Genomic DNA, 5,599 nt, shown 5'->3' on the forward strand with positions numbered 1-5,599 from the left:
CTGCTGGTGCTGGGCCTGGCCATCACGCGCAGCATCACGCGCCAGTTGGGTGGCGAGCCCGCGCGCGTCAATGAGATCACGCGCCAACTGGCCGAAGGCGACCTCAGCGTTGACATCGACCTGCAGGGCAGCAGCCATGAGAGCGTCATGCAGGGCGTGAAAGCCATGCGCGACAGCATGGCAAGCATCGTGCAGCAGGTGCGTGACGGCTCGGAGTCGGTGGCCAATGCGAGCTCGGAGATCGCCTCTGGCAACCAGGACCTGAGCGCCCGCACCGAGAGCCAGGCCAGCGCGCTGCAGCAGACGGCGGCCTCCATGGACGAACTCGGCGCCACCGTGCGCAACAACGTCGACAACGCCCAGCAGGCCAACCAGCTGGCGCAGAACGCTTCGCACGTCGCTGCGGAAGGCGGCCAGGTCGTCAAGCAGGTCGTCGACACGATGAAGGGCATCAACGACAGCTCGCGCCGCATCGGCGACATCATCTCCGTCATCGACGGCATTGCCTTCCAGACCAACATCCTGGCGCTGAACGCCGCCGTGGAAGCGGCACGCGCCGGCGAGCAGGGCCGCGGCTTCGCAGTCGTCGCCGGCGAGGTGCGGCTGCTGGCCGGCCGCAGCGCGGAAGCCGCCCGGGAGATCAAGACGCTGATCTCGCAGAGCCTGGAGCGCGTCGACCGCGGCAACACGCTGGTCGATCAGGCGGGCGCGACGATGGACAGGGTGGTCAGCAGCATCCAGCGTGTAACCGACATCATGGGCGAGATCAGCTCGTCCAGTGCCGAGCAGAGTTCGGGCGTGAGCCAGGTTGGCGCGGCCGTCACGCAGATGGACCAGGCCACGCAGCAGAACGCCGCGATGGTGGAGCAAATGGCCGCCGCGGCCGACGGCCTCAAGGTGCAGGCCCAGCAGCTGGTGGAGACGGTGTCGACCTTCCGGCTGCCGGCCACCCGCTGACGCCGTGGTGGGCGTGGCCCAGTTTCGGTTCAGAGCCAAACCCAGGCCGAGGTGCCACCCACCAGGCAGATCGCCACACTCGCGATGGCCATCTCCCGGCGCACCGTGCCGCGCGCGACAAGCAGCACCATCGCGATCTTCACCACCGTGTTGGCAAGCAGGGCCGCCAGCAGCGCCCACGCGGTCCCGGCCGTTGTCAGCGAGCCGTCCTTCTGGCCGCTGAGCGAAAGCACGATCGCGTCAACGTCTGCCGCGCCAGCGAGCGCCGAGATCGCAAGCAGGCCGCCGCTCGGGAATTGCTGCTGGGCCAGCTTCGTCACGACGAGGACGACGGCGAACAGGATGCCGAACCGGATCGCCGCGCCCAGGCTGAATGGGTTCTTCAGAGGTGTGGCTGCCTGGGCGGGGCTGGTTACGGCGGCCGCTCCGGCGAGATAGTGCCGCAATGCCAGCGCGCCGGTGGCCAGGGCCATGGCCAGCAGCGGGGGCCACAAGGCGCCCAGCAGCTGCCGATTGAGGATGGCGATGATCGTCGTCACGCGCAGGAACATGACGAACCAGGCACACAGGATGCCGGCGGCCGCCGCGCTGGCGTTGGCGGAGCTTTCGGCCTTCCGGCTGTCACGTGCGAAATTCAGCGTGGTGGCCGTCGAAGAGACCAGGCCTCCGGCAAGGCCGGTGATGGCAGCGCCTCGCGCCGGCCCCAGCCAGCGCATGCCGATGTAGCCGGCCAGGGAGAGTGCGGAGATCAGCACCACCAGCAGCCACAGCTGGTAGGGGTTCAGTGCGTGCCAGGGGTCCACCGTCTCATTCGGCACGAGGGGCAGCACGATGACCGAGGCAATCAGCAGCTTGATGCCTGCAAGGATGTCATCGAGGCCGACCCGCTCCACCAGGGCGTGCAGGGGCTGCTTGAAGGCGAGGACTGCCGACAACGCCACGGCCAGGGCCACGGCCAGCGCCTGATTGCCGGTCGCCGCCATGCCGCCCAGAAGCACGACGAGCAAGGCGGCGATCTCGCTGGTCATGCTGGGAGGTGCATCCTTGCCATCCCGGCGCCACAGCGCGTGGCTGGCAATTGCCATTGCGCTCGCGCACACGAGCACTGCCACGAAGAGCCACTGAAGCTGCAACTGCTGCCCGAGCCAGGCCGACGCCGCGCCGGACAAGGCCAGCAGGGCATGGGTGCGGATGCCGCCGATCGTGTGGGAAGGCGCGGCCGGCCGCTTCTTCTCCCGTTCGATGCCGACCAGGATGCCGATGAGGAGGGCGACGAAGAAGCGGCCGGCGAGATCAGGCGTCATGCCCGCTGCCTTTGGCGCCGCCCGGCCGGCCTCGCGAGGCTGAATTCATTGGCATGCGTGTCCCTCGATTGGCGGCTGCCTCGCAGCCCTGACGACGAGTCAATCTATGCGGCCAGTGCAGCGCCGGCGTTGATCCCAGTCAATCCGCAACGTGCGGCGATCGATGCAGCGGCCAGGTCGGGGCTTCAGTCGTCCGGCTTGATCCAGCGCAATCCATTTGCCGGTGGGCTGCCTAGCATGGCCCTTCGCCGACCAAGGATTGCCCAAGATGGAAACTCAGACTCAAGCGCACCTGCCCATGCTGCGCCAACTGCTGCTGTACCGCCAGACCGAGCTGCGAGCCGAGGTTCATGCGGCGCAGCTGGCACGTCAAGCGGTGCAGACGCAGTCCCAGGAGGTGCGGGATCTCAAGGACGACGCTGAACTCATGCAGCGCCAGCAGACCGAGGACTTCCAGGCCGCCCGGGACTTGCGGGAGCTGCAGGACGTTGACGACGCGCTGGGTCGGCTGGCCGCGGGAGGCTATGGCGACTGCGCCAACTGTGGCGAGGCTATTCCCGTGGCGCGCCTCACGGCCCTGCCGTCCGTGCGGCTGTGCGCGGGCTGCCAGGCGGTCCGGGAGCATCTGTCATGAATGCGAACGGCGTGGGGCGGTACCGTCTGGCCCTCGCGTCACTCGCCGCGGCCGCACTGGCCGCCGGTTGCGCCGTAGAGGTGCAAAACGCCAAACCCGCCCGGGAGCTGGCGCGCCGCGCCTTGCCGGAAGGCGAGGTCTATATCGGCTGGCGGGTGTTCCAGCAGAAGTGCGCGACCTGCCACGGCCCAGCGGCGACCGGTACGGCGGCCGGCCCCGACCTGCTGCCCAGACTCCGCGAGATGGGCTCGCACCAGTTCGTGAGCCTGGTGCTCAGGCGCTATGACTGGATCCTCGCGGCGGCGGAGTCCGACCCGCAAGGCGCCTCGCAGAGCGCCCTGGTCGAAAAGGTTCTGCAGGGCCGGGAAGCGGCGCTGGTGATGCCTGCCTGGCAGGGCGACCCCACCGTGACGGCCCACATCATCGACCTCTACGCCTATCTGTCGGCCCGCGCCGACGGTGTGCAGGGCGCGGGCCGCCCTTCGCGGCCGCGGGCGCCCGACTGAGGGGCCGCTTTCAGGTCCTTCGCGGCAGGGGAATGCCATGCTTCAAGAAAATGTCGCCCTGATGACGGGCTGCACCTCGGGGATCGGTCTTCCAGCCTTCGATGGTGGCCGCCTTGCACGCTGAGAGCGAGGCGCCGACCGGCGCAGGCATCTCCGCGTCACCGCCACAGGCAACCCAGTCCACGCCCACGCTGCCTCGAGGACTGAGCGACGCGCAGGCCCGCCAGCGCTTGTCGCTCCATGGCCCCAACGAGGTGGGCGACACGCAAAAGCGGGGCCTGGCACGCACGCTTCGCGGTGTGTTCAGCGAGCCCATGTTCCTGCTGCTGCTGGCTGCTGCGGCCATCTACCTGCTGCTGGGTGATCTGGGCGAGGGCCTGCTCCTGGCTTTCTTCGCTGTTGTCACGGTGGGCCTCGTCGTCATGCAGGAGCGGCGCAGCGAGCATGCGCTGGCTGCCTTGCGCACGCTGTCTGCACCGCAGGTGCGCGTCGTGCGTGACGGGCGCACGGCACGCATCCCGGCGCGTGAGCTGGTGCCTGGCGACATCTTCCTGGTCGGGGAGGGCGAGCGGGTCGCGGCCGACGGTATCGTTCGCGAGGCGGTCGGGCTGCAGGTCGACGAGTCGCTGCTGACCGGGGAATCGGTGCCGGTGGACAAACGGGTGTGGCAGGTGCAAGACGGCCTGGCCATGGCGTCGCCCGAGCGCAATGCCAGTGCTTTCGTGTACGCGAGCACCCTGGCCATCACGGGCCACGCCGTCATCGAGTCGGTGGCCACCGGCGCAGGCACGCAGGTCGGTCGCATCGGCGCATCGCTGGCCGCCATTGAAACGGCACCAACGCCCCTGGAGCAGCATCTGCGCCGACTGGTGCGTGTCTTTGGCCTGGCTGCCGCCGCCATTTGCGCAGTGATCGTGGTGGTTTACGGCCTGGTGCACGGCGACTGGATGCAGGGGCTGCTGTCGGCCGTCGCCATCGGCATGGCGATGCTGCCCGAAGAGTTCCCGATGGCGCTCGCCGTCTTCCTTTCGCTGGGCGCCTGGCGGCTGGCTCGCATCAAGGTGCTGGCGCGTCGTCCCGCGGTCATCGAGGCGCTGGGTGCAGCCACGGTGTTGTGCGTGGACAAGACAGGGACCCTTACCGAAAACAGGATGCAGCTGTCCCGTCTGGTGACCGACGAGATGGAGGTCGGGATCGAGGCTGGCAAGGACCTGCCCGAGGCGGCGCATCGGCTGCTCGAGTTCGGCATGCTGGCTTCGCGGCGTGATGGCAGCGACCCGATGGACCGTGCGCTGCTCGCGCGAGGCGACGCCTTGCTGGCAGGCACTGCACACCTGCACCCCGACTGGACGTTGACGCGTGRGTTTCCGCTCAGCCCCGAATTGCTGGCGATGTCGCATGAATGGACGGACGCAGCCGGCCGGCTTCGCGTCGCCGCCAAGGGTGCGCCGGAAGCGGTGTTCGATCTGTGCCACCTCGACCCGCAACGCAGTGCCGAGCTCTTGGCCCGTGTGAAGCGCCTGGCCGCACAGGGACTTCGCGTGCTGGCCGTGGCCGAGGCGTGCCCGCCGCGTGGTGAAACGGTGGCGCATCAGCATGACCACGACTTCACGTTGCTGGGCCTGGCGGCCTTCGAGGATCCGCTGCGCGACAGCGTGCCGGATGCGGTCGCGCAGGCGCGGGAAGCCGGCATCGCGGTGGTGATGGTCACCGGCGATCATGCGGCCACGGCACTGGCCATTGCCGAGCAGGCCGGCCTCGACGTGCGTGGGGGCGTCCTGACCGGGGCCGACATCGCCGGTTTCGGAGAGGCCGAGCTCGCCGAGGCCGTGCGGCATGTGCGCGTCTTCGCCCGCGTGATGCCGGAGCACAAGCTCAGGCTGGTGCTGGCGCTGCGGCGCAACGGCGAGACCGTGGCCATGACGGGCGACGGCGTCAATGACGCACCGGCGCTGAAGGCGGCTCACGTCGGCATCGCGATGGGGATACGTGGGACGGACGTCGCGCGCGAGGCCGCCGGCCTGGTGCTGCTGGACGAAGATTTCGGGCGCATCGTCGGCGGTGTTCGCATGGGCCGGCGCATCTTCGACAACCTCCGCAAGGTCATGACCTACATCACCGCCATCCATGTCCCGGTGGCCGGACTGGCGCTGCTGCCCCTGCTGCTCGGGCTGCCGCCGCTGATGCTGCCGGTCCAT

Annotated in this window: 5 protein-coding genes; 4 read left to right on the plus strand and 1 reads right to left on the minus strand. The window is 69.0% G+C overall.

What is annotated here, in order from left to right:
• Positions 1 to 957, plus strand: a 957-nt coding sequence (locus ACXJKR_RS22650; protein WP_457324722.1) for a methyl-accepting chemotaxis protein, incomplete at its 5' end; no start/stop codon positions are given.
• Between the two features lie 29 nt (positions 958 to 986).
• Here ACXJKR_RS22650 and ACXJKR_RS22655 read toward each other — a convergent pair.
• Positions 987 to 2,261, minus strand: a complete 1,275-nt coding sequence (locus ACXJKR_RS22655; RefSeq protein WP_457324723.1) for an MgtC/SapB family protein — start codon at positions 2,259 to 2,261, stop codon at positions 987 to 989.
• A gap of 268 nt (positions 2,262 to 2,529) precedes the next feature.
• Here ACXJKR_RS22655 and ACXJKR_RS22660 point away from each other — a divergent pair, with 268 nt between their 5' ends.
• From ACXJKR_RS22660 to ACXJKR_RS22670, 3 genes are all read left to right on the plus strand, one after another.
• Complete coding sequence (locus ACXJKR_RS22660; RefSeq protein WP_457324724.1) at positions 2,530 to 2,895, plus strand: TraR/DksA family transcriptional regulator; 366 nt, start codon at positions 2,530 to 2,532, stop codon at positions 2,893 to 2,895.
• The gene (locus ACXJKR_RS22665; RefSeq protein WP_457324725.1) at positions 2,892 to 3,401 is read left to right on the plus strand and encodes a c-type cytochrome; all 510 of its coding nucleotides are present in this window, start codon (positions 2,892 to 2,894) and stop codon (positions 3,399 to 3,401) included. The genes ACXJKR_RS22660 and ACXJKR_RS22665 overlap by 4 nt, the downstream gene beginning before the upstream one ends.
• Before the next feature lie 101 nt (positions 3,402 to 3,502).
• Positions 3,503 to 5,599: cation-translocating P-type ATPase (locus ACXJKR_RS22670; RefSeq protein ID WP_457324726.1), on the plus strand; the 2,097-nt coding region annotated here is incomplete at its 3' end.

The sequence above is a fragment of the Roseateles sp. P5_E11 genome (assembly GCF_054049355.1).

What these genes read in the sequence shown, in the direction of transcription:
- ACXJKR_RS22655 (WP_457324723.1), bottom strand. Translation starts at nt 2,261, where the DNA reads ATGACGCCTGATCTCGCCGGCCGCTTCTTCGTCGCCCTCCTCATCGGC.
- ACXJKR_RS22665 (WP_457324725.1), top strand. Translation starts at nt 2,892, where the DNA reads ATGAATGCGAACGGCGTGGGGCGGTACCGTCTGGCCCTCGCGTCACTC.
- ACXJKR_RS22660 (WP_457324724.1), top strand. Translation starts at nt 2,530, where the DNA reads ATGGAAACTCAGACTCAAGCGCACCTGCCCATGCTGCGCCAACTGCTG.